Raw genomic sequence first — 25,058 nt, 5'->3', positions numbered from 1 at the left:
ATGAATCCTGAACAGTTAAGTTTAAAACAGCTCGCCGGCCTCGTGCAGGGCGAAGCTGTTGGTAATGCAGATTTACGACTCAAAGGCTTGGCCAGCCTTGAGCATGCACAGCCAGAGCATATCGCATTTGTAAATGCGGACAAATATCTTGATCAAGCCAATCAATCTCAAGCCGGCGCACTCATTGTCACGGCAGAACTGAAAGCACATCTTAATTCAGCCCAGCAAAATTTCATTGTTGTGGCTAATCCATATTTAGCTTTTGCCATACTGACCCATGTGTTTGAAAAAAAGAACACCAAATCGGGTATTGAGGCGACAGCACAAATCCATCCATCTGCCATGATCGCTGACTCTGCTTACATTGGTCATTACGTTGTGATTGGTGAGCATTGTGTAGTGGGTGAACATACAGTTATTCATGCCCATGCGACTTTAGATGATGATGTTGAAGTCGGCAGTGATTGTTTGATTGAATCACATGTGACCTTAATGGGTGGATGTAAGTTGGGTGATCGTGTTCGTATTCATGCCAATACTGTGATTGGTAGTGAAGGTTTCGGCTTTGCTCCTTATCAAGGAAAGTGGAACCGAATTGCACAATTAGGTTCAGTGCGTATCGCAAATGACGTTCGTATTGGTTCAAATTGTAGTGTTGACCGTGGCGCAATGGATGACACAATTTTGGAAGAAGGTGTCATTATCGATAACCTTGTGCAAATCGCACATAATGTTCATATAGGCGCACATTCAGCCTTGGCTGCAAATATTGCAATCGCAGGTAGCACAACCATTGGCAAAAATTGTATCATTGGTGGTGCTAGTGCAGTCTCAGGGCACCTTAAAATTGCGGATAATGTGACTTTGACAGGAATGTCAATGGTGACAAATAATATTTCTGAAGCTGGAAAGTATTCTTCTGGTACGGCATTGTTTGAAAATCAGAAATGGAAACGCACAGTTGTTCGTATGAGACAATTAGCAGATGTGCCATTGACCCAGCTGGTCAAACGACTTGATCATATGCAAGCTCAAATTGAGTCCCTTGAATCAACTTTTAAACTGCGTAAATAATATGATGACTGAGTCGAATACACCTGCATTCACGAAACCTGAGTTGCCAATGAGTGCACAAAAAATTCGTGAATATCTTCCACACCGCTATCCATTTTTGTTGGTTGATCGTGTTACTGATATCACTGAAAATAGCATTGTTGGTTATAAAAACGTTTCAATCAATGAAGAGTTTTTACAGGGACATTTCCCAGAATTTCCGATTATGCCGGGTGTGTTAATTGTTGAAGCAATGGCGCAAATTTCAGGTATTCTTGGCTTCGTAATGAATAATAAAGTGCCAACACCAGGTAATCTATTTTTATTTGCTGGTGCCGAGAAAGTTCGTTTTAAAAAGCCAGTCGTTCCAGGCGATCAATTGGTGTTAAAATCTGAACTTGTCATGCAAAAACGTGGTATTTACAAATATAATTGTATTGCTACTGTGGATGGCATAGTCGCAGCAACTGCGGAAATTATGATTTCGCATCAGAAAATAGAGCAAGCATGAGTAATAACGAATTCATTCATCCCACCGCTATTATTGACTCATCAGCAGTCATTGCTCCAGATGTGAAAATTGGCCCTTATTGTATTATTGGTCCAAATGTCACAATTGGTGCGGGTACCCAATTGCATTCACATGTTGTGATTGGTGGTTATACTCGTATTGGTGAATACAATGAAATTTTCCAATTCGCAAGTGTTGGAGAAGTCTGTCAGGACTTAAAATATGCAGGGGAAGAAACTTGGTTGGAAATTGGTGACCATAACTCGATTCGTGAGCATTGCAGCTTGCATCGTGGCACAGTTCAAGACCAGAGTTTGACGAAAGTGGGTAGTCACAACCTGTTAATGGTAAATACGCATATTGCACATGATTGTGTGGTCGGTGATCACAATATCTTTGCAAATAACGTGGGTGTTGCTGGGCACGTGCATGTCGGTAATTATGTGGTGATTGGTGGAAACTCAGGGATTCACCAATTCTGTAAAATTGATTCTTTTAGCATGATTGGTGGTGCATCGTTAATCTTAAAAGATGTGCCTGCTTATGTCATGGTATCAGGAAATCCTGCACATGCATTTGCAATGAATATTGAAGGCATGCGTCGTAAGGGTTGGTCGAAGAATGTGATTCAAGGTCTTCGTGATGCTTTTAAACTGATTTATAAATCAGGTCTAACGACACAAGAAGCCTTAGATAAAATTCGTGCAGATATTTTGCCTGAAGTGTCTGAAGCGCAATTGTTGATTGATTCATTAGAACAATCAAAACGTGGTATTACACGTTAAGCTTTAACGCAAAAAAAGACCGCCTTGTGGCGGTCTTTTTTATGGACGCATTACAAAAATATAAAGTGCTAGATCTGCTACATCGTCCTAATTATTTAAAGTATTTGGCTTCTTCAGACTGAGGGTAGGTCTTGAGTAACTTTTGCTTGTACTGCGTTGCTTGTGCTGTATTGTGATCTACATCTTTTGCAATACTATATAGTTGATACAGTGCTCTAGAGGCACGTGCTGAATTTGGGTATTGGTTTGCCACTATGGTGTAGTTGCGCTTGGCCTCAGCAAAATTAGAAGGTTCTATTGCCACATTAAATTCGGCCAGCCAAAAATGTGCATTGCTGATATACACGCTGTTTGGATTGTTTTTGATAAAGTTTTGCATTGGCGCAATCGCTTTTTTAGCACCGCCTTGTTTATATGCATCTAATGCTACGGTATAAGCGGCTTTATCTAACTCATCTGACTTTACAACAGGTACAGTGCTCTTGGCTGTTGCAACTTGTGCTGTGGTTGGTTTTGCAGGAACAACAACAGACGATGTTTTAATTGTTGGGGCAGGGCTTGGTGTATTGGTCACTGGTGCTGCTTTTAAGGTGCTGTTGTTGGTGCTGGGTGCAGTACCTTGTTGGTTATCCTCCTCGGGCGTAGTACTTTCTTCAGAAGGCTCTACTTTTTGTTGTAATGTTTCTAAGCGTTGATCCAAATCAGCATAACGGTTATTTAATTCATTTTTGAGTTTTTCAATTTCGTTGTCATGCTCTTCAATTTTACCGCGTAAAGTACGAATATCATTTTCAAGCTGTTGATTTTTTTGCATGAGTTGCCAATTTAGATTGGTAGTTACCGTTTCACCTGAGCCTGTTGAAATCGCTGCTTGGGTGTTATTGGGTGCGTAACTCGCCGAATTTTGGCTTAAACCCCGTGATTCAATTGGAATATTGGCAAAAACGGGTGCGGTGCAGCAAAGAAGCAGTGTGCCGAGCGCATGTTTTTTTAACATAATTTAAGTTCCATATAGTCTTTTCATTACCTGCTGAACTTCAGTTGAGTCAGGCATCATATTGATTTTCAATAGACACATTAAAAACGCCAACTCGATTAAATGCAATACGCATTTTCATGCTTGTTGTGATGAAAGGTAAATAAAATTCATCATGATGAAGAGAGTATATTTATAAAAAAACTTGATTTTGATTTAAAAATAATCAAACGAATAAATGGTTTAGCGAATTTATGACAGAGTGCTTGCAAGTTTAATAAAAATCTCTATACTCTGTTCTTGCAATGGTAGCCCTGCTGGTTACTTCGCAATTGTACTCTACGAACCCCGCCAGGACCGGAAGGTAGCAACGGTAGTAGAATTATGATGTGCCGAAGTCTTGCTGGTAGGGTTGCCACCAGTTTATTTTATGATTATAAAAATTCAATCTTCTCTTTTATTGTCTAAATTTCTTTTTAATCAAAGTCTGCATCTGATTTACGTTTAATTGCCTTCATAATCGCATCCATTTCAAAACCACGATACATTAAGAATCGAATTTGCTTTGCTTTTAGCTTTTGATCTGTTGCGACGTCTGTACCATATTTTTTTACTTTTAGTTCATAAGCTTGTTGTGCCCAATCGGTTTCTTTAAGTTCGTCTTGTATGAGTTGATGATCGACCTTTTTATTTTTTAATTTCATTTTAATTTGATTTGGGCCTTTGCCTTTGCGCATTTGGCTTGAAAGCATCATCTCAGCGACACGTTGATCACTTTGGTAGTTTTCACGTGATAGCTCATCTACAAGTGTAATGACTTCATTTCGATTTTCTGCATATAGTGCAAGCTTTTCAATTAATTCGGCTTTGGAAAACTCTTTACGTGTAAGCACAGCAAAGGCGTAGGAGCGTAAGCGTGTGCCTTTTAGTCTAGGCTTAGTTTCCTTTACCGGGTCTGCAAACAAGCTATCTTCTGATTCAAATGACAGGTTATCTGTCTTTGTGAGCTCATTTTGAATTGTACTAGGGGGTTCGTCCTCGCCAAACTGTTGTTTGAGCGCTTCATAATCGAGAAGTTTGGGAAATTTTGGATTGTTCATATCAAAAGTGGCATATCACTGAACACATGAAAAACGCCCCGAGGGGCGTTTTATAGTTTAACCTGATTTAAATGCGATTAGGCATCTAGAAAATCTGGTTCTTCTTCATCTTTGTCTTCCGCTACAGGTGTACCTGTAGTCAGAAGCTGCTCACGAATGAGTTTTTCAATGGTTTGAGCCAATTCTGGGTGTTCTTCAAGATGGCGGATGGTATTGTTTTTACCTTGACCAATCTTGTCACCTTGGTACGAGTACCAAGCACCTGCTTTATGCACGATGTCTTGTTGAACTGCAAGATCAATCAATTCACCAAGGTGGTTAACACCTTTACCATACAAAATTTGGAATAGTGCTTCACGGAAAGGAGGCGCCATTTTGTTTTTAACGACTTTGACTTTAGTTTCAGAACCGATGATTTCATCACCTTCTTTCACTTGGCCAATACGACGGATGTCCAAACGTACAGATGCATAGAATTTTAATGCATTACCACCAGTTGTAGTTTCTGGGCTACCAAACATCACACCAATTTTCATACGAATTTGGTTAATGAAGATGACCATACAGTTTGAGCGTTTTGCATTACCTGTAATTTTACGTAGGGCTTGGCTCATTAAGCGTGCTTGTAGGCCCATGTGCGAGTCGCCCATTTCGCCTTCAATTTCAGCACGTGGTGTTAATGCTGCTACAGAATCGACTACGATTAAATCAATTGCACCAGAACGGACAAGCATGTCTGCAATTTCAAGTGCTTGTTCGCCGTTGTCTGGTTGTGAAACCAATAGGTTGTCAATATCTACGCCAAGTTTGCGCGCATATTGAGGGTCAAGTGCGTGCTCGGCATCGATAAATGCACATGTACCACCCGCTTTTTGACATTCAGCAATCGCTTGCAATGTCATGGTGGTTTTACCTGAAGATTCAGGACCATAAATTTCAATAATACGGCCTTTTGGTAAGCCACCAATACCCAGTGCAATATCAAGCGTGAGTGAGCCAGTAGACACTGCTTCAACTGCTTGTGTGTTATTGTCGCCTAGGCGCATTACTGTATTTTTGCCGAATTGCTTTTCAATTTGGCTTAAAGCTGCGTTTAACGCTTTGCTTTTATTATCATCCATCTTACAACCTCAATACGATGTCACTGAACAATATACTTAAGTGGATGTATGTACTTTAAACCTTTTCCACCAATATATAGTGACAGAATTCATCCTGATTAACTATAGCCATTACAGTGTGTGCGACACATTGTGACGCGTCATTCTACATCATCATGATATGACCATTGCTGGTCAAACATCTGATCATTTTCTTTTTTAAATTTCCCAATATCACGTCGGTCTTTTTTGCTTGGTCGGTGATCTGGTCGAGCTAGATTATGCAACTTTCTTTGTGAAGCTAGCAATTCCCGTTTGGCTAAACTCACTTCGGTTTCATCATACAGGAGCTGAGCAACGGGTGCAGGGCCTCGTACGTCGGAAAGTGATTTCACCACAACGGTTTTTTTCTCAATGCCTTGTTGAATGGTGAGCTCCATACCTACACGTACTTCGCGTGACACTTTTACACGCTCACCATTTTGGTGGACTTTACCACCTTCAATCGCATGTTTGGCAATAGAGCGTGTTTTAAAAAAACGTGCAGCCCAGAGCCATTTGTCTATACGCATTCCAACCGCATCTTCGGCTAGATTTGATTTACGCATATTTTTTGAGTTCCTCGGCGTGTTGTAAAATAGGGATCAGATCTGTTAATGCATCAAGCATTGGATAATTGAAGGTTTCACGCGGTGCTTTTTGCGAAGACGGTTGGCGAATACTATATAAAGCATCTATTCCATAGCCTTGCGCACCGTTGAGCACTTTTTCAGTGTCGTCTATAAAATAGCAATGTTTTGGATCAAAATGGTGGTGTTTGTGCAAAGCTTGCCAAAATTCATTAAATTCTTTGGCATGGCCGAGTGTTTCACTACTGACGATTACATCGAAATAATCTGCAAGACCAGTTTCTTCTAATTTGAATGCAAGACCTGCGGTATCTGCGTTGGTGGCAAGCCAGATGGGGTATTGATGCTGTTTTAAATACTCAAGTAATGCAATACAACCTTCGCGTTTTGCGACTTTGTGCTTTTGTTCAATTTGCATTGCGAGTACATCTACGCCAACTTGTGAGGTCCAAAAGCGAGATGAGTACCATTTTAGAGTATGATTATGTTGTTGATAAAAGTTGAATAAAGTTTGAGTGCTTTGCTCAAGACTACATTGGTGTAGCTCGGCATAACGAATGGGCAAAAGCTCATTCCAAATAAAATCATCATAAGCGAGATCAAGGAGTGTGCCATCCATATCAAAAATGATCGTTGGCTTTTCTGAATAATTTGACATATATAAGGCATTCTATGTTTAAAACTACAGCAACACCGCAAGACCCGACAATCTTACAGTTGATGCCCATTGTGACACAGGCATGCGAAATTTTGCGAGAAGAATATCGACAGTATTGTGTTGGAGGAGACTTTAATATTGCTCATAAGTCAGATCAATCGCCGGTTACGCAGGCAGATTATCGAGTCAATGCTTATATTTTTGAGCAATTAAGTCAGATATCAGACTTGCCAATTTTATCTGAAGAAGGTGAGCAAGATTTTCGCCGACAATGGATAGAGTTTTGGTTACTCGATCCTTTGGATGGCACCAAAGAATTTTTGCATCAGCGTCCTGAATTTACCATTAATTTGAGTAAGGTTTCGGGTGCACATACCGTTTTTGCAATTTTGGCCATACCTTGCACAGGTGATGTGTATGTCTGTCCAGAACAAGGAATGCCTTTAAAATATAATATAGATAGCAAACAGTGGAGTGCCTACACCGCCAAAACAACCGAGCAGATACATGTGGGGTTAAGCCAAAGTAGTCAACGTAAACCCCAATATGCAGAATATTTGCAGGCATTGTCGCAATTAAGCGACTATGAGGTATTTAAGGCGGGGAGTGCGTATAAATTTTGCATGATGTTAGAAGATCGTGTCGATATTTACCCGCGCTTTCATCCGACATGCGAATGGGATACCAGTGCAGGTCAATGTTTGATCGAACGAATTGGTGGTGGCTTAGTCGATTTTAAAGGACGTGCATTTGTTTATAATCAGCGTGAGACCTTGTTAAATGGTGGTTTTATCGCATTTAAAGATGACAATATGAAAAAACTTGCTTTACAGGCACTTGAGTTAATGCAGAACAGCGATTGAGCTAAAAATTGTTCATGCTATAGTAATGCGAATGATTGTACATTTGATGTGTTATGGCTCTAGATCTGCTTCCTCCTAGTATGTTTAAGGCGTTGGATTTATTGCCTGATGCTAAAACCCCTGTGACTTTATTTACCCGACACTCGATTCGTGAAGTTGTTACAGGTCAGGGATTGGCAGGTTATGATTTGCAATTGACCAATCAAGGGCGTGATTTAGCAGAAGCGTGGGGTGAGTATTTAATTGAAAATACGGATCGGGTGATTGAGCATTGTATCTCCAGTCCTATTCAGCGCTGTGTAGATACAGCTGCGCTCATGATTCAGGGTGCAGATGCCAAGTCTGTGGCTGTAAATACCCATCATATTGAAATTATTGAACAAGGCTTATTGGTAGAACCAGGTAGTTTTGTTTTAGATATCAAGCAAGCGGGTCCGTACTTTAAACAGCAAGGTGCTTTGGGGTTTATCAATAGCTTTGTGAATAACGCTTTGCCGGGAATGAAACATCCTATTAGTGGTGTGGTGGATGTATTGGAATTAATATACAACACACATCCAAGTAATCATTCGGGTCTTAGCTTGGCGGTGAGCCATGACACGATTTTAGCGGCTATTTTGGCGGTTATTTCGGGTAAGCATGGAATTACACGTGAAGAGTGGCCTAAGATGATGGAAGGGCTATTCGTGTGGTTTGAGGGGGATATATTCCTTGAGTCCAAACTAAAGTGGATTTGGCGTGGTCAATTAAATGAATTGAATATTGCGGATTTCCAGCCCAAAGCATAAAGCCATATTGTGTGGATTGCATGCATCACTTTTGTTATTCAATTTAGTGGATAAGCAATTTGAAAGCTCAATAGCCAATATTGAGCTTTTTTATTTTTTATAGCTTTTAAATCTTTGCTTTAATGCGAGCAGGATAGTCATTTAGATTAATGCTGTGTCCAGCATCATTTAAGGGCCAAATGGCAGTATTTACAGCGGTATTGTGCTGATGCAGACGACTATATTTATCTGCTGCTATTAAAGTTGCAATATCATGATCAAAAAGGGTATAGGCCTCGACAATCTCTTGTGGATATTGAGTGCGTGAATAAAAATCAGCTTCTGATTCACCTGCATGTAATGCAAATATACGTTCAATTGCAGGCAAATATACACCATAAGCCAACCATGCATCGACACCTTGAGAAGCTTGAATTTCGGCTGTACCTTTCATGTTTGAAATGACTTTGGATAAAATATCTTTTTCGCCTTTGGCACTAAAATAATCAATATATTGCTGTTCGGTTTGTTTGAACTTTTCGAGTGTGGGTAGAAATTTGTCAATCATTGTAGGAGTACCCCAAAGAATGGTTGTATCAACATACAGTAGATTGAACTTTAATACCATAATAAAAGTATGGGATTTTGAATGGCTAAAATAAAATAATTTTTATTGAAATATTGATCAAATAGGGTAATTTTGAAAGAGTACAAAAACAAAAAAAGCCCTAAAAGGGCTTTTTTCACTGCGACAAATTAGTTAGCCAAAGCTTTAACTTGTGCATTCAAACGGCTCTTATGACGAGCAGCTTTGTTTTTATGGATGATGCCTTTATCAGCCATACGGTCGATTACTGGAACCGCAGTTTTGTACGCTTCTGAAGCAGTAGCGTAGTCACCTGCAGCGATAGCAGCAACTGTACGTTTAAGATAAGTACGTACCATAGAACGTAAGCTAGCGTTGTGTTTGCGTGCTTTAACGTTTTGACGAGCACGTTTTTTTGCTTGAGCAGAGTTTGCCACTCGTGCACTCCTTGAATTAGGTTGGTCTGGGCGGGCTGAAATTACATCTGAAAACCAACATCAGAAGAACTATCACCAGCCCGTAAACAAGTGCCATATTGTGATTAAACTAAGTGCTTAAGTCAAGTCTTGACATGCTTTGACAACATTTTAGATGAAGAAAATGTCTTAAGAAAAGCGTAGATTAGTCATGTTGAAAGGATATTGTATAAAAAATGAGTAAATCTATAGAAAATGCAATCGTGATTGGTGCAACCGGTTTGGTCGGTCGCAGACTGGTTCAGGCGCTAAGTGTGCTAGATGACTGTAGCAATATTACTGCTGTGGTACGTAAACGAGATACGCAGCTTAATCAAACAGCCAAAGTACAACAATTAGAGCTCGATGATTTTACTAAGCTCAATAAACAAGATGTGATGAACTATACACATGCGTTTAGCTGTTTGGGCACGACTATGAAACAAGCAGGGAGCAAGGAAAAGTTTTATCAAACTGATTTTAGTATCAATGCACATTTTGCGGAATTACTAGAATATTCACCTACGCATTTTATTTTGCTTAGTGCATTGGGGGCAAATAGCCAATCGCCGTTTTTTTATAATCGGGTCAAAGGTGAACTTGAATATTATGTAAAAAGCTTAGATTTATGTAGAACTTCAATTATACAACCTTCATTGCTCTTGGGGGAACGAGAGGGTTCACGAACCTTAGAAGATGCTGTACAAAAGCTGTATGGGCGTCTTTCGCATTTTGTACCCGATACTTTTAAATATAAGCCAGTGACAGCCGGTCAAGTGGCTCATACTATGGTCGAGGTAGCGCATGGGCAAACCGAAAAATTTCAAATTTATGATAATTTACGCATACAAAAAACTAAATGAGGGGAAATATTGTGTCTACAGTGCCATTTGTGACGTGTGACTTACTTGATGACAATCCAGAAAAAAACATATCTGTGATGAGCCCATCATTAGACGGTAAATTTTTTAAGAGCTATGGTGGGCGAAAGAGCTTTGGTGGCCAAGTGGTAACGGTCAAATGTTTTGAAGATAACTCACGTGTTAAAGAGCTATTGGCGACTGATGGTCAAGGTAAGGTATTAGTTGTTGATGGCGGTGCTTCTATGCGCTGTGCACTGATGGGCGATATGATTGCGGAATCTGCAGTAGAAAATCACTGGAACGGTGTGATTATTTATGGATGTGTTCGTGATGTAGATGCAATTGCTGATTTAGATTTAGGCGTACATGCCTTAGCGTCTATTCCACAAAAAAGTAACCGTAAAGGCTTGGGTGAAACAGATGTTGCACTCAGCTTTGGTGGTGTAGTGATTCAGTCAGGTCAATTTATTTATGCAGACAATAACGGTATTGTGATTGCAGAAGAAGCTTTGGTCGAACTTTAACTTATTCGTGCGCTTATAAATTTACTTTAGTACTGAGTCGTCTAATGAATTAAATTTGGACTTTAAATACCAGCATCAATTGCATTGCAGTGTTCAAGAAGCGCTGTAATGTGAGCCATATAGGCATTTTCTGAGAGAGGATGACCTGATAAAACTAACAAGCCATAAAAATATCAATAGATCAAACCAAAAAGGATAAAAACCATGCTCCATCAAATTAAAGTGATTCAGGCAGTGGCATCTGCTGTGTTAGAAGGTGGGCGTGGCACCAATGGCACAGCATATCCGAAGCAACCTACAAAGCCATTAAAGCTTTATGAATTTGAAGGTTCTCCATTTTGTCGCCGTGTACGCGAGGTCATGACGACACTGAATTTAGACTATGAAGTTTATCCTTGTCCCAAAGGTGGTGAACGCTACAGAACCGAAATGAAAGCCTTGGGTGGGCGTCGCCAATTTCCATTTTTAGTCGATGAAAATACAGGCACACAGTTGTACGAGTCACAGGAGATAATTCATCATCTCTTTAAACATTATGGCAAAACAGGCCAAACTCCAAAGCAATATGCGCATTATCCTAAAATACCCGTTTTGGCTTTAGCCGGGACTATAGTGAATGGTGCACGTGGTGTGTGGGTGAATAAAAAGATTTTAAAACGTGAAGCTCCTAAAGCTTTGCTAGAATTGTGGGGATTTGAAGCCAGCCCATTTACGCGTATTGTGCGTGCAGAACTGACTGAGCTAGAGTTGGCTTTTAAGTTCCACAATGTATCCAAAGAGCGCTGGCAAGACCAAGGCATGGCTATTTTACGCTTAAAGCCGGGTCAATATGTACCACTCGAAGGTGGTAAACGTGAGCAAGTGCTTAAGTTAATGGGGCAGAATATTCAAGTGCCATATTTGGTAGATCCTAATACAGGTGTGAAACTATTTGAATCCGCTAAGATTGTGAAGTATTTGCGAGCACAGTATGGTGCATAAATATAATACAAGTGTAGAATAATTCAGACTACACATTTAGGGCGGTATGTAATATTCATCATGAGCTTGATGTCAAATACCACTCAAGTTGAGTAGAAAAACAACATTTGCAATATTGCCTTCTAAAAAGTAGTTAAATTACTTATTTCTAGGGATATTCTTTTAGAAATAAATGGATTAGGTTAGCGATATTTGGGGGTGGTAGATAAATGGCTGTTTCTGATGTGATATTACCCGTTCCTGTTTTGGTGGTTGAAGACGAAGAGATTATTCAGTTTCGGCTTCGTCAAATTTTAACGGAGCTGGGTTATAAATCAGCTGATTTGCTCTTTGCTAAAAACGTGAAGGAAGCTTTTCAGATTATTACAGATCAGCCGATTTCATTGGCTTTGGTTGATTTAGGCTTACCTGACGGCAATGGTATGCAAATTATCGAAAAGCTTCGTGCTTTAGAAAGCAATGCCATGATTTTGGTGATTTCTGCATGGAGCACACAAGAAAGTTTGTTTGGTGCGATTAAAGCAGGTGCAACGGGTTATGTGCTTAAAGAGCGTGACGATGCGGAAGTGCTACTCTCGATCCGTAGTATTTTACGTGGTGGCGCTCCAATTGACCCATTTATTGCACGTGAAATTTTAAAGCAAATTGCAGTAGATGAACAATCACAAGGGCAATCTGAGCCAGAGAAGGCCCGAGAGCTAGATGCTGAGCAAGTACTGCTGACTGTACGTGAAACAGAGATTCTTAATTTAGTTGCACAAGGGCTGAGTAATCGAGAAATTGCAGAGCAATTGTGTGTCTCACGCTATACCGTAGAAAGTCATATTAAGCATATTTACCGTAAACTTTCCGTCACAAAACGAACGAAAGCGGTAAGCGCCGCCCGCTCCTTAGGGATTTTATAAGATGGGTAAGCTAAAATTTACCTGCTTACTGTTATGGTTTATTTGTAGTTTTAGCTTTGCTAGTGAAAGTTTTTTAATTAATCAACAATGTAAAGTCATATTAAATGACATTCAAAAAGTACAAACATCCTCTTTAGATGACATTCCGACCCAAGGTTGGGAGAAGGTGACCAAACTGCCTGACCAATGGTCACGTGAGGGCATTTGGAAAGACTATATTGGTGGGGTGTGGTATCGCGTTAAATGGCACTGGGAATGCCAAAAGAATACGAAATTAACAGAGCCGATCGCATTTTCACTTGATTATATTAATGTTGCCGGCGCCGTATACTTAAATGGCGATATGCTATGGCGTGATCAAAATCTCGTTGAACCTTTATCTAAAAGTTGGAATATTCCACGATCTTGGGTTTTACCCATCTCGGGCTTACATACACACGAGAATGAGATCATGATTTATGTCACCGGTTATGCGGACATGAGTGCGGGGATTGGTCGTATTGATTTTAATAATGTTGTAGATAATGGCGTGATGATCCGAGAAAAAACATGGGATTATCGAACGCTTTTTCAAATCAATACGATTTTATCGAGCACTCTAGGCATTATTTGCTTCATTATTTGGCTATTTCGCCGTCAAGAAACCAGTTTTGGTTGGTTTGCTTTAAGCTCTTTGTTTTGGGTGTTATTCATCACCAATCTTCTCCTTTCAGAAACTTCACCATTTCCAAATACTTTGGTCTTGATGAAATTCAACATGATTTGTTTGGTGCTGTATTTATTGACCTTTAGTACCTATCTAATTCGTTTTATAGAGAAAAAAAATCCCAAACTTGAAAAAGTGATCTTGTATATTACGGTCATTTGCATTTCTGCTTTGATGTTTACGGGGCTAAGCACATTCAATTCAGTGATTGCTGTGGTATTGCTTTTTTATATGCTATTGTTTCTTTGTGCCTATGTTTATTTATGTGTTGTGGCTTTTCAAGATAAACGTGGCGACTTTATATTTTTAGCATGCTGTATGACATTGGTCTTGTTGCTCGGTTTATTCGACTTGATTATGTTTTTAGTGCGCCTACCTTATGAAGTGACTTCACTTACGCCATATACATCGCCAATTGTCACCGTATTTATTGTGGTGATCTTGGGGGTGAGGCTTAATCGAAATATTAAAAAAGTCGAAGAATTTAATAATTATTTAGAAACCAAAGTTGACGAAGTAAGTGACAACCTCAGTAAAAGTTTAAACGAGCAACATCAGCTCGAACTGAGTAATGCACGTTTGCATGAACGTATGGCCTTATCACATGATTTACACGATGGATTAGGTGCATCACTGGTGCGTTCAATGATTATTGTGAGCCAGTGTGAACATCAAATTCCCAATCAACAGTTTCTGTCTATGCTCAAACTTTTAAGGGATGATTTGCGTCAAATTATTGATACAGGGTCGGCAGAAGGCAGTCGAGTACCAGATTCTCCCATTTTATGGCTCGCACCTGTACGCTATCGTTTTAATTTATTACTCGATGAATTAAACATTCGTGCAGCGTGGCAAGTTGCGCCAGCTTGGGGTTTTGTCCCTACAGCATTTCAATGTTTAACACTGATTCGAATTTTAGAAGAAAGCTTGGTTAATGTGGTGAAGCACAGTCAAGCACAAAGCGTTTCAGTGTCTTTAAACTTTACTGAAGCGCAGCAACTCGAATTGATTATTCAGGATGATGGTGTTGGTTTTGATGTGGATTGTGTAAATCAAAATGGTATGAGTATAGGTATGCGAAGTATGAAAACGCGGGCTGAGCGCATGCAAGCAACGTTTAACATCTATTCAGAATTTGGTTGTACACGTATACAAGTGTTAATACGTGCGCCTTTACATGAGAATGAAGTAGAGCTGTGAAGTGATATTGATGGATAAGTGAAAGGTTTTTTGCCAGTCTTGGCTTTGAGATAGAACCCAATGAAGAATGCATCCTCATTGGGTTCTGATGTTTGACTTATTATAAGATTGACAAAAGGCGGTGCTATAAATTCAGTGGTTTATTCAGCATCGTCTGTTGGTGCAAGCATAATAATCGATTCATTGAGTAAATGCGCGATGTCTTCCAAAATGTCGTTATCCGCTAGGTTTTCATCTAGTATGATCAGTTCGCCATCTGCAAGACGCTTTAAGTAGCTCGCAGATGCTTCTGAGATGCACACTGCTTCGCCATTGGCCCAAAATAGCAATTGACCATCTTGCTCTGTATATAGCAAACGTGAAGCTGGCTCCATGAGCAATTGATAACCTTGCTCCAATACTGCTTCTAGATCACCTGTACCAATTTCTTCTGCTTCAGGAATATTGTCTAAATACTTTGGTTCAGACATTAAGCTCATGATGGCATCTTCGAGAATATTTGAATTCTGTAAATGTTCAAACAGCTTGGTTTTTAAATATTCAAGCTCATTTCCAGTAACCTGACCAATCGCACTCTGTTGATCACGAATAATATCAAGCAACGGATTTTTTAAAGTGCTATTTTCGGAAAATTTATCGCTCACGCGATCCATCATGTCTGTTACATTTGGCATGCGGAAGCCAAATGAATAGGTCAAACAGTCATCTTCAGCGACACCGTAATGTGCCAAACCTGGTGGGACATACAATAAATCACCTGGTGCTAAAACTTCATCAAAATTGATGTCCATTTCAGGTAAAAGGCGTAAGGGTTGGCCTGCAACAAATTCAGTATCTGCATTGCACATTTGGCCTAACTGCCAACGGCGATGTCCATAACCTTGTACTAAAAACACATCATAGAAGTCAAAATGCTGACCGACAGATCCACCTTGAGGTGCGTATGATACCATAATGTCGTCACGGCGCCATTGTGGAATAAACGGAAATTTTTTCCATAAAGCGGCTAAATCAAAAGAGTAATGATCTACCGCTTGAATTAGCACCGACCAAAGCTTGGGCATTTTTTGGAAGTCAGCTTTGATTAAAGGTGACGATTTCACAGACCATTGATTTGGGTCTTTGTCTTTCTGTTTGATTAAACGTGCATTGACGTTTTCATCAAGTGCTAATTCCATAATATCGTTAGGTTCTAAGATATCGACGATTTCTGGAATAGCATTACGCACGAGGAGCGGTTTTTTTTGCCAATATTCGGCAAGGAATTGCTCAGCGCTAATACCGCCGAGCACGTCTAAAGGTTGAGACATAAGAAAAACCATCAATTAAATTTCCCATATTGTCCCTTGTGTCTTTAACGGGTGCAAGTAAAAGGTTTATGTTAAGAATTATTTACAACTTACTTAAAAGATCATTTTTTGGAGGAGCTGATATGTTTCGTCAGCATAATACATGATGCGATCACATAACTCGCCAGATAAGATCATTGGCCATGCTTCATGATGTGATTGCCAATTAAAAGAGTATTTTTGATCAAGATAAAATGGCCACCATTCACTTTGTTGAATTCTGTCTGTACTAAAATGTAAAGATGCATTTTGATGAATTGCTTTCCATCTACTCTATTTTAACAAACTTAAGCTCTAGTTATTTGTTTTACTTAATTATATCTGAAATTTTAAAAGCATTATTATTTTAATACTGGCCCAATTTATAGGGGAATGCAGTATAAAATAACATTTTAAAATGAGCAGATTTATCGTGGTATTTGGCTATCAGCTCATAACTTCGATTGTGGATATATATTGTTCGAAATCTAAGCCCTGTATTTTATAGTGAAGCTGAGTCATAACTTGCTCTATATGGAGATGGCAAAGTAGTTACGCCTTTAAGCTTTGCTTCGCGGTGCGATAAATCAAAAATAAATACAAAAACAGCGCACTTGTATAAGGCGCTGCTTTTTAAGGATGAATACTTAAAAATTAAGGCACTAAAATTTTCAATTCACGCAAAATCTGACAGAGTTTAATCATTGGCATGCCCATTAATGTAGTTTGATCATGGCCAATCATTTCTTCAAATAAACTAATGCCTAAGCTTTCACACTTGAAGCTACCAGCACAATGAAGCGGTTGTTCAACTTCTACGTAGCGTTCAATTTCAGGCAGGCTAAGTTTTCTAAACTTGACTTTATAATGTTCAATCAGTGTTTGTTCAAAGCCAGAACTTGCATGTTGTACGCTGAGCGCCGTACTGAAATAAACAATTTTGTCCGAGTTGGCTTGTAATTGTTTAATAGCTTTTTCTGTACACAGTGGCTTGCCAATAAAAATATCTGGAGCGCCTTCACGCCAAGCGACTTGGTCCGAACCAATGACAATTGCATCTGGATATTGGCTACTAATACATTTGGCTTTTTCAAAAGCCAGTCGTTTTGCCAAATCGTCTGCATGGTTTTCACCGCGTGGCGATTCATCAATATCAGGTACGATTGAACGGTAATCAATCCGTAAACGATCCATTAAATCTTTACGGGTTTGGCTAGAGGAGGCCAAAATGATTTCGGGAGTACTCATTACACTGCATATTCCATAAGTACATCAAGCGGTACATAAGACAGCACAGCTTGATGACATGCTTGTATTTTGACAGGTGGGGCAATGCCGGCTTGGTATGCTTCCACCCAACGCGTCACACAGATGCACCAAAAATCGCCTGGTTGTAAACCAGGGAAACCAACTTCTGGTAATGGGGTGATAAGATCATTTCCCGCTTTTTGCGAAAAATTAAGAAATTCAGAGGTCATTTGCGCACACATCGTGTGCTGGCCTAAATCCGAAACTGCGGTATGGCAGAAACCGTTACGAAAAAAACCGGTAATGGGATCAAAACAACAGCTGGCCAAAGGCTCACCTAAAGCGTTAAGACGATTAAGATGCGGATCTGGATGAATAGACATAGGCTAGGAATCTTGCTCTGATTTTTCCCTATGATAGCAAAACTTTAAGTTTGGATGCCTTTTCTGCAAAAGAAGCTAACGTTTTTTCGCATAATCATTTAAAATCTTCGCGTTTTGATATCAATAAAGAGAGCAATGCATGAACTTTCAGCGTATGACTGATCTTGATTTAGCGGGTAAGCGTGTTCTAATTCGTGAAGACTTAAACGTACCTGTTAAAAATGGCGTGATTACAAGTGATGCCCGTTTACGCGCAGCATTACCTACAATTAAAGCAGCACTTGCACAAGGTGCCGCTGTAATGGTGTATTCACACCTTGGTCGTCCTGTTGAAGGTGAACCTAAAGCGGAACAATCGCTTGCTCCAGTAGCAGCTTACTTAACTGAAGCTTTAGGCCAAGACGTTAAGTTAATCACTGAATACTTAGATGGCGTTGAAGTTGTACCAGGCCAAGTTGTATTGCTTGAAAACTGCCGTTTTAACGTAGGCGAAAAGAAAAATAACCCAGAACTTTCTGCGAAATATGCAGCATTATGTGATGTGTACGTAATGGATGCATTTGGTACAGCTCACCGTGCAGAAGCTTCAACTGAAGGCGTAGCGCGTTGTGCAAAAGTTGCAGCTGCAGGTCCTTTGTTGGCAGCAGAATTAGATGCTTTGGGTCGTGCGTTACAAACACCTGAAAAACCAATGGTGGCGATTGTTGCTGGTTCTAAGGTGTCGACAAAGCTAGATGTATTAACATCACTTTCAGATATCTGCGATCAATTGATCGTGGGTGGTGGTATTGCCAATACATTCTTAGCGGCTGCAGGCTATAACGTAGGTAAATCATTGTGTGAAAATGATTTGATCGACACTGCAAAAGCAATTGCTGCGAAAGTATCTGTACCACTTCCTACAGACGTAGTTGTAGCAGATGCATCTGAAATTGATTTTTCTGACTTTTTGGGTTCATTGGCTGTAGCTAAAGCTGTGGTGAAAAAAGTTGAAGATGTGACTGACAACGACATGATTTTGGACGTTGGCCCAGAAACAGCGAAAGCATTTGCTGAAATTTTAAAAACTTCAAAAACAATTCTTTGGAATGGTCCAGTGGGTGTATTTGAAGTCGATCAGTTTGGCGAAGGCACAAAAACTTTATCTTTAGCGATTGCTGAATCTGCAGGTTTCTCTATTGCGGGTGGTGGCGATACTTTGGCTGCCATTGATAAATACGAAGTTGCAGACAAAATTGGTTATATCTCTACAGGTGGTGGTGCATTCCTTGAATTTGTAGAAGGTAAAACACTTCCTGCAGTTGCTGCGCTTCTTGAGCGTGCATAAGCCATAAGCTTTTAGCTGCGCTAAAAGTTGAAAAGGGCTAACATTCGTTAGCCCTTTTTTGTGCCCGTTCATTTTTCAGTCATAAAAATGAAATATTTCTGCAATAAAATTTTCTACGAAGTTAATCATCAACCCGTAGGACAATGTGATGAACCTAAAACTGGCACTTGCAGCAGTATTAATTGCGCCTTTAGCATTAACAGCGTGTGCAAAAAAAGATGCGACTCCACAAGATACAACAGAAGCCTCTGCGCCAGCTGAAAATGACAAAGTGACGCCAGAGCAACAAGCGGCAATTGACTCTTTAGATAAACCAGTCTTGGACGAAAAAAATACAGATGTACCTGCAGAAATTGCAAATGCACCTGCAGATGAGGCGACAGCAGACACTGAGCAAACAGAAGCTTCAGCAGCAGCTCACTAAAATTACTGACATTATTTTAAAAGTCCCTGCATAAGCAGGGATTTTTTATATAAAAGTTGGTTTTTTTGCTGAATTGAAATGATTGTGCATGTAGAATATGTCGCATTACCTGGGAGGATATTATGGCTCTAATTTCAATGCGCCAGCTCTTGGATCACGCCGGCGAACACAACTACGGCGTACCAGCGTTTAACGTAAACAACTTAGAACAAATGCGCGCTATTATGTTGGCCGCAGACGAAACGAATTCACCTGTAATTGTGCAAGCTTCGGCTGGTGCGCGTAAATACGCAGGTGCTCCATTCTTACGTCACCTTATTTTGGCAGCAATTGAAGAATGGCCACATATTCCTGTTGTGATGCATCAGGACCATGGTACAAGCCCTGACGTTTGCCAACGTTCAATCCAATTAGGTTTTTCATCAGTAATGATGGACGGTTCTTTGGGTGAAGATGGTAAAACACCAACGTCATACGACTATAACGTAGACGTTACACGTCGTACAGTTGCAATGGCACATGCGTGTGGCGTATCTGTTGAAGGTGAAATTGGCTGTTTAGGTAGCCTAGAAACAGGTATGGCTGGTGAAGAAGATGGCGTGGGCGCAGAAGGCGTTTTAGACCATTCACAGCTTTTAACTTCTGTTGAAGAAGCACGTAGCTTTGTTGCAGACACTAATGTAGATGCTTTGGCGATTGCAGTAGGTACTTCACACGGTGCTTACAAATTCACTCGTCCACCTACAGGCGATATTTTAGCAATCGAACGCATTAAAGAAATTCATGCGGCATTGCCAAATACACACCTTGTAATGCATGGTTCAAGCTCTGTACCGCAAGAATGGTTAGCAGTGATTAACCAATACGGTGGTAACATTGGCGAAACTTACGGTGTGCCAGTAGAACAATTGGTTGAAGCAATCAAACACGGTGTTCGTAAAATCAACATCGATACAGATTTGCGTTTAGCTTCTACAGGTGCAATGCGCCGTATGATGGCTGAAAAACCAAGCGAATTTGACCCGCGTAAATTCTTTGCTCAAACAATTGAAGCAATGAAGCAAATCTGTGTAGACCGTTACACAGCATTTGGTACAGCAGGTAACGCTGACAAGATCCGTCCAATTTCTTTAGAGAAAATGGTTGATCGTTATAAATAATTTGTCATAGATTATTTATCAGTAAAAGCCCACAATACGTGGGCTTTTTTTGTATTGATCAGAAAAAATATAAAAGATCGTTTAATAGAGGATACACCATCATGGAATTGATATTTGCAGCTGCGCTGTGCAGTGTAGCGGTATCTATACTCTTAAAAATTTGCCGAGATCGGGGTTTAATTCCAATGCAAATGATTGCGTGGAATTATGCAACGGCCAGTGTATTAACCTATTTATGGTTTAAGCCAGACCTAGTGCATGTTTCTATTGAGCATACGCCATGGTGGTTAATTACAGTTTTAGGCATATTGCTTCCAGCCATTTTTTTCTGTTTGTCTAAATCACTTCAAAATGCAGGTATTTTAAAAACAGAAATTGCACAGCGGTTGTCCGTAGTGTTGTCACTTTTAGCGGCTTATTTTATTTTTAATGAAGCTTTCAATCAGCTGAAAATTCTGGGCATTGTTATGGGTGTTTGTGCAGTTTTTTGCATATTAGATTCGCATAAAAACACGCAGGCTACACATAGCTCAAAGCCTATGGCAATCATATCATTGTTAGCTGTTTGGGTCGGGTATGCACTGATTGATATATTGCTGAAATATACAACAGGCTTAGGTTTGCAATTTTCAGTGACGCTGAATTTGATGTTTATTTTTGCCTTTGTTGTATCGATGCTGTACATCATTGTTAAATATAAAAGTATGGGAACATGGCAAAATATTGGTGCTGGCTTGATACTTGGTGTATTAAATTTTGCCAATATTGCCTTATATGTTAAAGCACACATGCTGTTAAAAGACTCGCCAGCTGTAGTGTTTGCAGGTATGAATGTATTGGTTGTGATGCTGGGTGTGTTGAGTGGATTATTTATTTTTAAAGAGCGTGTGAAGCCCATTGTCGCATTGGGGTTAGCTTTAGGGTTAAGTAGTGTTTTGTGCTTGGCCTATGCGATGTAAAAAATCATGCATAACTGAGGGAAGTTATGCATGATTTGCTGTAGGCTGTCGCAGTCTCTAAATTATTATTTTGCATTATTTTTATTGTCGTTAAGCATTAAATTAATGCATTACTTAAGTCATTTAGTGACTGTGTGGTGTCAATTTACTTTTAACCCATGCAAGATAGCTGTTCATAGCATAAATAGGATGTTGCACTAAATCTGCTGTTTCAGCGATGCCAAGCAATTGACCTTGAGCATGACATTGCGGACAGGCAGGGTAGTGATGTTCTTGTAATTGATAAGGGTGCATATAACACAAATTACAATGTGCACATTCAAACTTCATTGGTCGGTTAAACAACATAGACATGAGCATTCCCCGTATTTGAAAATAAAAATATATTTAAATAAAAGCAAAATACAGGCCAAAAAATAAGCAATAATATTTTTTATATTGCTAAGGCATTATTTTAATAGAATATTTTTATCTTTTTAAAGATTGGCTGAAGCCCTTTAAATAGCTTTTAATCAATGGAATAGGGTGTTTGATTATATCTTGAGTTTCTACTGTACCTTGTAATTGTCCAGGTTGCTGACATTGAGGGCAGTGTGGGTAAAAAAGACGCATTTTGGCTTGGTATGGTTGCAAATAAATGGATTGACATGAAGCGCAATAAAATTTCATTGGTAATTTAGGTGCAACAAACATGGTAATAGACCAATATATTGAGTTGCGCAAAATATACTCGATTTATGTTTAAAAAATAAGTCCTAAAATGATATGAAAGAGGGAATAATCCCCCTTTCGTCGCTTTGTTTAAAATATTAAAGCTGAGTAAATATTTCTTCTTGGCTCAGGCGTGATTTTGGCAGTTTGGCATTAAAGTCTTTTTCACTACGATAGCCTAAAGTTAATAATACGGACGGAATTAAGCCCTTCTCAACAAGCTGTAGCTCATCGCTTATAATATCTTCATCAAAGCCACCAATCGGAGTTGCATCAACACCTTCAATGCCTGCAGCTAAAAGCATTTGACCCAGTGCAATAAAGGTTTGATTTTCAGCCCAGCGCTGAATATCACCTTTTTCATTGCGATAGAAATTTACATAACCAGTGCGACTGTCTTTTTGACCTTGCTTGGCTTGTTCATCTTTAAAGCGGCCACTTAGTTCATCACGATTTAACAAATGCTCTAAATGATTTTCACTGATATCTGCTTGGGTACAAAACAAAATAGTATGCGATGAGTCAAGTACTTTGGGCGCGTTATAGGCATATTTACCCACCAAGGCTTTTGCAATGCGTTCTTTCGCTAATGTATGATCAGCGATAAAAAAGTGCCAAGGTTGAATGTTAATTGAAGAGGGCGTTAAACGAAGAATTTCAAGTAAACGTGCAAATTGTTCTGGTGGAATTTTCTTGTTGGGATCGTATGCTTTAGTGGTATAACGATTTTTTGATACGTTTAACAAATCCATGATGCAATCTTCCAAAACGGCCTAAAATGAGCATTCTATTTTAATACAAAACTTTTGGGTGGGCTCTTAAATATCTATATACATTAGGATGAATTCGGTAGTATTTTTTTGAGCCTTCAGACTTGTTTAAATCAATGATAAATTTTTGGCTTTGCAATATTTGAATCGTTGGATTTTTGGGATCAAAAATTAGTTCAAGTACCTGTTTTTCAGTAAATTGAGATAAAAAATATTTTTCATCATGATTCAGTTGATTTAAAGAATCCTGTACATCTTTATGAGCTTTTTTTAGTAAGTTTGTTTCATTGAAATTGAGATGAAGTTGATGTAAAAATTCATACAGAATTAAAGCTGTACTTGCCAAGTAAATGAGTATTAATGGGGTTTTAAGGTACGAACTGATGTATGTAAGTGTAGGGTCAAGATCAGTAAAGATCACAACAAAAAGCAGGATAAGAAAAATATTGAAAATTTTATTGGATTTAGAAAAATTTAATTTCATTACTTTAAATATTATAAAGGCTAATTGTGTTAATAATCTCAATATTTACAGTTCACTACAAGTCTATTCATTAATAACTTTGAACAATAAATTAATAGAAAATCTCTATTGGCAGAATCTACCAAAAGGCGTTTAATCAAAGGGAGTCTCTTCTCCTGCACTGAGCAAGTACATGATAGATTATACAAACCATTTTAAACGTAAATTAAAAACTCAGCAGCAAATTGGCCTATGGGTCGGGCTAGCAGATGCTTATGGGACAGAAATTGCAGCCAATGCTGGGTATGATTGGTTACTGATCGATGGTGAACACGCACCGAGTGATTTGCGCACGACTTTGTCACAGTTACAAAGTATTGCGGCCTATCCTTCTCAAGCCGTAGTGCGTCCACCGATTGGAAGTGTGCAATTGATTAAACAACTCTTAGATATTGGTGCACAGACTTTACTCATTCCAATGGTGGAATCGGTTGAGCAAGCAGAATTAATGGTCAAAGCAGTACGTTACCCACCTCAGGGTGTACGTGGTGTAGGGGCTGCGCTAGCACGTGCTACACGTTGGAATAGCATTCCAGACTATTATGCGACTGCACATGAAAATATTTGTTTATTGATTCAAATTGAGTCTGTTGAAGGTCTAGCCAATTTAGATGACATTTTAAAAGTAGAAGGCATTGACGGTATTTTTATTGGTGCTGTAGACCTCTCTGCAACCATGGGGTATGAGGGAAATCCAAATCATCCTGAAGTGCAAAAAGCAGTCATTGATGCCATCCAGCGTATTCGTGCATCTGGTAAGGCAGCTGGTATATTATCTACGCAACATGAGGCTACAGAGCAATACTTAGCCTTAGGTACTGAATTTGTGGCTGTAGGTGTGGATACCAGCGTATTAATGCAGTCTTTAAGAACATTGTTGCAACGGTACAAGCCTGATGCAGAGCTGGTTCAAGCCTCAGCAGGTTATTAAGCTATAGATTGTTAAAATTGTAATGCTTAAAAGAGTAGCATTGTGCGCTTTCATGTCTTGAATTGTAGATATGAAAGCGCATGAAATAAAACACAATATTTTTAAATACTATTGAATAAAGCCGTGAAGCATAAGAAAAAAATAACAGCTTTTATACTGATTGTTTAAAAAATGTTACAAGTTAAATTTGCTTTGTTAAGTTAAAAAATGTATAAAAGAATAACTAATAGGCGGGTATTGTTCCTGCTTTTCTATTTATATAGCGGTTTGTGATTTATATAAAATCTAAGTGAGTTGCTTAGATTGCATCTAGTAGTTAGTAATACAGAATAATTCCTCTATCTGCGTTAATTTATCTCTTTGCGTGATTGTCACAAATGCTCAACTTTGAGTAATTGTAATGAAAAAATTAAATGAATGGTATATTGCCAGCCAGTCAAATGGTGGCGAAATTAATGTGAAATTGGTACCTATGCAACGCCAACAAAATACACCAAATGGTTTTGTTTGGGTGGATGTAGGTCAAATGATTGAATTAGAAACAGGCGAAACTATTGCTTTAAATTTGGATGGTAAAAGTTTCTATACAGGTCCAAATCAATTGTATCGTTTAAACTCTTAAATCTGATATT

Annotated in this window: 29 protein-coding genes and 1 other RNA gene; 17 read left to right on the top strand and 13 right to left on the bottom strand. The window is 39.2% G+C overall.

Annotated elements, in window-relative coordinates:
- From lpxD to lpxA, 3 genes are read left to right on the top strand one after another with little or no spacing between them, the layout of a single operon-like run.
- Positions 1 to 1,074, top strand: a complete 1,074-nt coding sequence (lpxD, locus tag D9K81_RS04100) for a UDP-3-O-(3-hydroxymyristoyl)glucosamine N-acyltransferase (RefSeq protein WP_120373363.1) — start codon at positions 1 to 3, stop codon at positions 1,072 to 1,074.
- A 4-nt stretch (positions 1,075 to 1,078) separates the two neighbouring features.
- Positions 1,079 to 1,564 (top strand): 3-hydroxyacyl-ACP dehydratase FabZ, encoded by a 486-nt coding sequence (fabZ, locus tag D9K81_RS04095; protein WP_171406869.1) that lies wholly within the window; start codon positions 1,079 to 1,081, stop codon positions 1,562 to 1,564.
- The gene (gene lpxA / locus D9K81_RS04090) at positions 1,561 to 2,349 is read left to right on the top strand and encodes an acyl-ACP--UDP-N-acetylglucosamine O-acyltransferase (RefSeq protein ID WP_120373361.1); all 789 of its coding nucleotides are present in this window, start codon (positions 1,561 to 1,563) and stop codon (positions 2,347 to 2,349) included. The genes fabZ and lpxA overlap by 4 nt, the downstream gene beginning before the upstream one ends.
- A gap of 91 nt (positions 2,350 to 2,440) precedes the next feature.
- Here lpxA and D9K81_RS04085 read toward each other — a convergent pair whose 3' ends face one another.
- Positions 2,441 to 3,349: a YbgF trimerization domain-containing protein gene (locus tag D9K81_RS04085; RefSeq protein WP_120373360.1), complete on the bottom strand. Its 909-nt coding sequence runs from the start codon at positions 3,347 to 3,349 to the stop codon at positions 2,441 to 2,443.
- A 291-nt stretch (positions 3,350 to 3,640) separates the two neighbouring features.
- Here D9K81_RS04085 and ffs point away from each other — a divergent pair.
- Positions 3,641 to 3,737: signal recognition particle sRNA small type (gene ffs, locus D9K81_RS04080), an RNA gene on the top strand.
- 64 nt (positions 3,738 to 3,801) lie between these two features.
- On the opposite strand, the gene D9K81_RS04075 is transcribed toward ffs, so the two are convergent.
- The 4 genes from D9K81_RS04075 to D9K81_RS04060 form a co-directional block, all read right to left on the bottom strand.
- Positions 3,802 to 4,425, bottom strand: coding sequence for a regulatory protein RecX (locus D9K81_RS04075; protein WP_120373359.1), 624 nt, complete (start codon positions 4,423 to 4,425; stop codon positions 3,802 to 3,804).
- 77 nt (positions 4,426 to 4,502) lie between these two features.
- The gene (gene recA, locus D9K81_RS04070; RefSeq protein ID WP_120373358.1) at positions 4,503 to 5,546 is read right to left on the bottom strand and encodes a recombinase RecA; all 1,044 of its coding nucleotides are present in this window, start codon (positions 5,544 to 5,546) and stop codon (positions 4,503 to 4,505) included.
- A gap of 140 nt (positions 5,547 to 5,686) precedes the next feature.
- Positions 5,687 to 6,133 (bottom strand): RNA-binding S4 domain-containing protein, encoded by a 447-nt coding sequence (locus D9K81_RS04065; RefSeq protein ID WP_106984820.1) that lies wholly within the window; start codon positions 6,131 to 6,133, stop codon positions 5,687 to 5,689.
- Positions 6,126 to 6,812, bottom strand: coding sequence for an HAD-IA family hydrolase (locus D9K81_RS04060; RefSeq protein WP_120373357.1), 687 nt, complete (start codon positions 6,810 to 6,812; stop codon positions 6,126 to 6,128). Before D9K81_RS04060 ends, D9K81_RS04065 begins: the two co-directional genes overlap by 8 nt.
- A 14-nt stretch (positions 6,813 to 6,826) precedes the next feature.
- On the opposite strand from D9K81_RS04060, the gene D9K81_RS04055 reads away from it, so the two are divergent.
- Together D9K81_RS04055 and D9K81_RS04050 are read left to right on the top strand one after the other, a co-directional pair.
- Positions 6,827 to 7,675 carry a 3'(2'),5'-bisphosphate nucleotidase CysQ family protein gene (locus D9K81_RS04055; RefSeq protein WP_120373356.1) on the top strand — a complete coding sequence of 283 codons (849 nt, stop codon included), beginning with the start codon at positions 6,827 to 6,829 and terminating at the stop codon, positions 7,673 to 7,675.
- Between the two features lie 53 nt (positions 7,676 to 7,728).
- Positions 7,729 to 8,463: a histidine phosphatase family protein gene (locus D9K81_RS04050; protein ID WP_120373355.1), complete on the top strand. Its 735-nt coding sequence runs from the start codon at positions 7,729 to 7,731 to the stop codon at positions 8,461 to 8,463.
- A 106-nt stretch (positions 8,464 to 8,569) separates the two neighbouring features.
- Here D9K81_RS04050 and D9K81_RS04045 read toward each other — a convergent pair whose 3' ends face one another.
- Positions 8,570 to 9,010, bottom strand: a complete 441-nt coding sequence (locus D9K81_RS04045) for a hypothetical protein (protein WP_120373354.1) — start codon at positions 9,008 to 9,010, stop codon at positions 8,570 to 8,572.
- 188 nt (positions 9,011 to 9,198) lie between these two features.
- Complete coding sequence (rpsT, locus tag D9K81_RS04040) at positions 9,199 to 9,465, bottom strand: 30S ribosomal protein S20 (RefSeq protein WP_120373353.1); 267 nt, start codon at positions 9,463 to 9,465, stop codon at positions 9,199 to 9,201.
- A 215-nt stretch (positions 9,466 to 9,680) separates the two neighbouring features.
- Between rpsT and D9K81_RS04035 the strand changes: the two genes are divergently transcribed.
- The 5 genes from D9K81_RS04035 to D9K81_RS04015 all read left to right on the top strand — a co-directional run bounded on the left by D9K81_RS04035 (position 9,681) and on the right by D9K81_RS04015 (position 14,662).
- Positions 9,681 to 10,346, top strand: a complete 666-nt coding sequence (locus D9K81_RS04035; RefSeq protein ID WP_120373352.1) for an NAD-dependent epimerase/dehydratase family protein — start codon at positions 9,681 to 9,683, stop codon at positions 10,344 to 10,346.
- An 11-nt stretch (positions 10,347 to 10,357) separates the two neighbouring features.
- Positions 10,358 to 10,870, top strand: a complete 513-nt coding sequence (gene rraA, locus D9K81_RS04030) for a ribonuclease E activity regulator RraA (RefSeq protein ID WP_120373351.1) — start codon at positions 10,358 to 10,360, stop codon at positions 10,868 to 10,870.
- 204 nt (positions 10,871 to 11,074) lie between these two features.
- Positions 11,075 to 11,851: a glutathione S-transferase N-terminal domain-containing protein gene (locus D9K81_RS04025; RefSeq protein ID WP_121523119.1), complete on the top strand. Its 777-nt coding sequence runs from the start codon at positions 11,075 to 11,077 to the stop codon at positions 11,849 to 11,851.
- Between the two features lie 209 nt (positions 11,852 to 12,060).
- Positions 12,061 to 12,756 (top strand): response regulator transcription factor, encoded by a 696-nt coding sequence (locus tag D9K81_RS04020; protein WP_120373349.1) that lies wholly within the window; start codon positions 12,061 to 12,063, stop codon positions 12,754 to 12,756.
- Position 12,757: 1 nt separating this feature from the next.
- Positions 12,758 to 14,662: a sensor histidine kinase gene (locus D9K81_RS04015; protein ID WP_120373348.1), complete on the top strand. Its 1,905-nt coding sequence runs from the start codon at positions 12,758 to 12,760 to the stop codon at positions 14,660 to 14,662.
- A gap of 140 nt (positions 14,663 to 14,802) precedes the next feature.
- On the opposite strand, the gene D9K81_RS04010 is transcribed toward D9K81_RS04015, so the two are convergent.
- From D9K81_RS04010 to D9K81_RS04000, 3 genes are all read right to left on the bottom strand, one after another.
- Positions 14,803 to 15,972: a ribosomal protein uL16 3-hydroxylase gene (locus D9K81_RS04010; protein WP_120373347.1), complete on the bottom strand. Its 1,170-nt coding sequence runs from the start codon at positions 15,970 to 15,972 to the stop codon at positions 14,803 to 14,805.
- A gap of 672 nt (positions 15,973 to 16,644) precedes the next feature.
- Positions 16,645 to 17,238, bottom strand: a complete 594-nt coding sequence (locus D9K81_RS04005; protein ID WP_120373346.1) for a Maf family protein — start codon at positions 17,236 to 17,238, stop codon at positions 16,645 to 16,647.
- A complete protein-coding gene (locus tag D9K81_RS04000) occupies positions 17,238 to 17,621 on the bottom strand; it encodes a DUF2237 family protein (protein WP_106984805.1) in 384 nt (127 codons plus the stop codon). The genes D9K81_RS04005 and D9K81_RS04000 overlap by 1 nt, the downstream gene beginning before the upstream one ends.
- A 139-nt stretch (positions 17,622 to 17,760) precedes the next feature.
- Here D9K81_RS04000 and D9K81_RS03995 point away from each other — a divergent pair, with 139 nt between their 5' ends.
- From D9K81_RS03995 to D9K81_RS03980, 4 genes are all read left to right on the top strand, one after another.
- Positions 17,761 to 18,948, top strand: a complete 1,188-nt coding sequence (locus D9K81_RS03995) for a phosphoglycerate kinase (protein ID WP_120373345.1) — start codon at positions 17,761 to 17,763, stop codon at positions 18,946 to 18,948.
- Between the two features lie 148 nt (positions 18,949 to 19,096).
- On the top strand, positions 19,097 to 19,372 hold the full coding sequence (locus D9K81_RS03990; RefSeq protein WP_120373344.1) for a hypothetical protein: 276 nt from the start codon (positions 19,097 to 19,099) through the stop codon (positions 19,370 to 19,372).
- Positions 19,373 to 19,494: 122 nt separating this feature from the next.
- Positions 19,495 to 20,532: a class II fructose-bisphosphate aldolase gene (gene fba / locus D9K81_RS03985; RefSeq protein WP_120373343.1), complete on the top strand. Its 1,038-nt coding sequence runs from the start codon at positions 19,495 to 19,497 to the stop codon at positions 20,530 to 20,532.
- 101 nt (positions 20,533 to 20,633) lie between these two features.
- Positions 20,634 to 21,491 carry a DMT family transporter gene (locus D9K81_RS03980; RefSeq protein ID WP_120373342.1) on the top strand — a complete coding sequence of 286 codons (858 nt, stop codon included), beginning with the start codon at positions 20,634 to 20,636 and terminating at the stop codon, positions 21,489 to 21,491.
- Between the two features lie 123 nt (positions 21,492 to 21,614).
- Here the strand turns inward: D9K81_RS03980 and D9K81_RS03975 are convergent, their stop codons facing one another.
- The 3 genes from D9K81_RS03975 to D9K81_RS18385 form a co-directional block, all read right to left on the bottom strand.
- Positions 21,615 to 21,845, bottom strand: coding sequence for a hypothetical protein (locus D9K81_RS03975; protein ID WP_227602057.1), 231 nt, complete (start codon positions 21,843 to 21,845; stop codon positions 21,615 to 21,617).
- 455 nt (positions 21,846 to 22,300) lie between these two features.
- Positions 22,301 to 22,954 (bottom strand): oxygen-insensitive NAD(P)H nitroreductase, encoded by a 654-nt coding sequence (gene nfsB / locus D9K81_RS03965; RefSeq protein WP_120373340.1) that lies wholly within the window; start codon positions 22,952 to 22,954, stop codon positions 22,301 to 22,303.
- 40 nt (positions 22,955 to 22,994) lie between these two features.
- A complete protein-coding gene (locus D9K81_RS18385; protein ID WP_120373339.1) occupies positions 22,995 to 23,456 on the bottom strand; it encodes a super-infection exclusion protein B in 462 nt (153 codons plus the stop codon).
- 172 nt (positions 23,457 to 23,628) lie between these two features.
- Here D9K81_RS18385 and hpaI point away from each other — a divergent pair, with 172 nt between their 5' ends.
- Together hpaI and D9K81_RS03950 are read left to right on the top strand one after the other, a co-directional pair.
- On the top strand, positions 23,629 to 24,426 hold the full coding sequence (gene hpaI, locus D9K81_RS03955) for a 4-hydroxy-2-oxoheptanedioate aldolase (RefSeq protein WP_120373338.1): 798 nt from the start codon (positions 23,629 to 23,631) through the stop codon (positions 24,424 to 24,426).
- A gap of 400 nt (positions 24,427 to 24,826) precedes the next feature.
- Positions 24,827 to 25,048 (top strand): transposase, encoded by a 222-nt coding sequence (locus D9K81_RS03950; RefSeq protein ID WP_120373337.1) that lies wholly within the window; start codon positions 24,827 to 24,829, stop codon positions 25,046 to 25,048.
- Positions 25,049 to 25,058 lie beyond the last annotated feature (10 nt).

It is taken from the genome of Acinetobacter chengduensis (assembly GCF_003664645.1).
GTDB lineage: Bacteria > Pseudomonadota > Gammaproteobacteria > Pseudomonadales > Moraxellaceae > Acinetobacter > Acinetobacter chengduensis.
Note: the sequence above shows the minus strand (reverse complement) of the source record. Positions and strands in the feature narration are given on the sequence as shown.

Excerpts from the sequence above, each read along its gene's own strand:
- lpxD (WP_120373363.1), top strand. The coding sequence starts at position 1 with ATGAATCCTGAACAGTTAAGTTTAAAACAGCTCGCCGGCCTCGTGCAG.
- fabZ (WP_171406869.1), top strand. The coding sequence starts at position 1,079 with ATGACTGAGTCGAATACACCTGCATTCACGAAACCTGAGTTGCCAATG.
- lpxA (WP_120373361.1), top strand. The coding sequence starts at position 1,561 with ATGAGTAATAACGAATTCATTCATCCCACCGCTATTATTGACTCATCA.
- D9K81_RS04075 (WP_120373359.1), bottom strand. The coding sequence starts at position 4,425 with ATGAACAATCCAAAATTTCCCAAACTTCTCGATTATGAAGCGCTCAAA.
- recA (WP_120373358.1), bottom strand. The coding sequence starts at position 5,546 with ATGGATGATAATAAAAGCAAAGCGTTAAACGCAGCTTTAAGCCAAATT.
- D9K81_RS04065 (WP_106984820.1), bottom strand. The coding sequence starts at position 6,133 with ATGCGTAAATCAAATCTAGCCGAAGATGCGGTTGGAATGCGTATAGAC.
- D9K81_RS04060 (WP_120373357.1), bottom strand. The coding sequence starts at position 6,812 with ATGTCAAATTATTCAGAAAAGCCAACGATCATTTTTGATATGGATGGC.
- D9K81_RS04055 (WP_120373356.1), top strand. The coding sequence starts at position 6,827 with ATGTTTAAAACTACAGCAACACCGCAAGACCCGACAATCTTACAGTTG.
- D9K81_RS04050 (WP_120373355.1), top strand. The coding sequence starts at position 7,729 with ATGGCTCTAGATCTGCTTCCTCCTAGTATGTTTAAGGCGTTGGATTTA.
- D9K81_RS04045 (WP_120373354.1), bottom strand. The coding sequence starts at position 9,010 with ATGATTGACAAATTTCTACCCACACTCGAAAAGTTCAAACAAACCGAA.
- D9K81_RS04035 (WP_120373352.1), top strand. The coding sequence starts at position 9,681 with ATGAGTAAATCTATAGAAAATGCAATCGTGATTGGTGCAACCGGTTTG.
- D9K81_RS04025 (WP_121523119.1), top strand. The coding sequence starts at position 11,075 with ATGCTCCATCAAATTAAAGTGATTCAGGCAGTGGCATCTGCTGTGTTA.
- D9K81_RS04020 (WP_120373349.1), top strand. The coding sequence starts at position 12,061 with ATGGCTGTTTCTGATGTGATATTACCCGTTCCTGTTTTGGTGGTTGAA.
- D9K81_RS04015 (WP_120373348.1), top strand. The coding sequence starts at position 12,758 with ATGGGTAAGCTAAAATTTACCTGCTTACTGTTATGGTTTATTTGTAGT.
- D9K81_RS04010 (WP_120373347.1), bottom strand. The coding sequence starts at position 15,972 with ATGTCTCAACCTTTAGACGTGCTCGGCGGTATTAGCGCTGAGCAATTC.
- D9K81_RS04005 (WP_120373346.1), bottom strand. The coding sequence starts at position 17,238 with ATGAGTACTCCCGAAATCATTTTGGCCTCCTCTAGCCAAACCCGTAAA.
- D9K81_RS04000 (WP_106984805.1), bottom strand. The coding sequence starts at position 17,621 with ATGTCTATTCATCCAGATCCGCATCTTAATCGTCTTAACGCTTTAGGT.
- D9K81_RS03995 (WP_120373345.1), top strand. The coding sequence starts at position 17,761 with ATGAACTTTCAGCGTATGACTGATCTTGATTTAGCGGGTAAGCGTGTT.
- D9K81_RS03990 (WP_120373344.1), top strand. The coding sequence starts at position 19,097 with ATGAACCTAAAACTGGCACTTGCAGCAGTATTAATTGCGCCTTTAGCA.
- fba (WP_120373343.1), top strand. The coding sequence starts at position 19,495 with ATGGCTCTAATTTCAATGCGCCAGCTCTTGGATCACGCCGGCGAACAC.
- D9K81_RS03980 (WP_120373342.1), top strand. The coding sequence starts at position 20,634 with ATGGAATTGATATTTGCAGCTGCGCTGTGCAGTGTAGCGGTATCTATA.
- D9K81_RS03975 (WP_227602057.1), bottom strand. The coding sequence starts at position 21,845 with ATGTCTATGTTGTTTAACCGACCAATGAAGTTTGAATGTGCACATTGT.
- nfsB (WP_120373340.1), bottom strand. The coding sequence starts at position 22,954 with ATGGATTTGTTAAACGTATCAAAAAATCGTTATACCACTAAAGCATAC.
- D9K81_RS18385 (WP_120373339.1), bottom strand. The coding sequence starts at position 23,456 with ATGAAATTAAATTTTTCTAAATCCAATAAAATTTTCAATATTTTTCTT.
- hpaI (WP_120373338.1), top strand. The coding sequence starts at position 23,629 with ATGATAGATTATACAAACCATTTTAAACGTAAATTAAAAACTCAGCAG.
- D9K81_RS03950 (WP_120373337.1), top strand. The coding sequence starts at position 24,827 with ATGAAAAAATTAAATGAATGGTATATTGCCAGCCAGTCAAATGGTGGC.